We start from the raw sequence: 493 nt of genomic DNA, 5'->3' as shown, positions 1-493 counted from the left end.
TTTTTTTTTTCAAGCAGAAGACGGCATACGAGATTTCTGCCTGTCTCGTGGGCTCGGGTGCGAAAGTCGCCGCTGATCTCCAGCCGATCGAGCGCCGTGTGCCGCTCTGTCTTGTCCACCCGGCTGTTGAGTATATCCAGCTCTTCGGTGATCTCCTGCAGTTGCTGTTTAAGCTCGCGGATCTTGGTGCTGTCATCCAGTTCCCCGGCCTGGAGCTGGGGGCTGCCGAGCAGAGCCAAACCCAGAGCCTGGGCCACCGCCAGTGCGATAAGAGTACGCATAGTTGATTCTCCTGACCGGCCTTGCCGGTCGTTTTCAGGCAGCAAGCAGCCCTGGGGTAACCCCATACTTGGCTTACTGACTGTTAATGAGTTAAGTGATTACGCGCTATCAACCGCAGGTCTGGGGTTGATCCGAGTCGGCGGCATGGTCGTACAGGAACTGTTGAATATCCTTGAGTTCCTGCTCAGTTAAATGCTGAAACGCCTCGGGT

General features: G+C 55.8%; 1 pseudogene. It reads right to left on the bottom strand.

The features are described 5' to 3' along the window. Window positions 1-390: 390 nt before the first annotated feature. Window positions 391-493: pseudogene (locus K5Q73_RS21725) on the bottom strand (cytochrome c); the annotation flags it as partial.

The organism is Shewanella sp. MBTL60-112-B2 (assembly GCF_019655055.1).
In the GTDB taxonomy this organism is placed as follows: domain Bacteria; phylum Pseudomonadota; class Gammaproteobacteria; order Enterobacterales; family Shewanellaceae; genus Shewanella.
The sequence above is the reverse complement of the archived record's forward strand: the minus strand, read 5'-3'. Positions and strand labels throughout refer to the sequence as shown.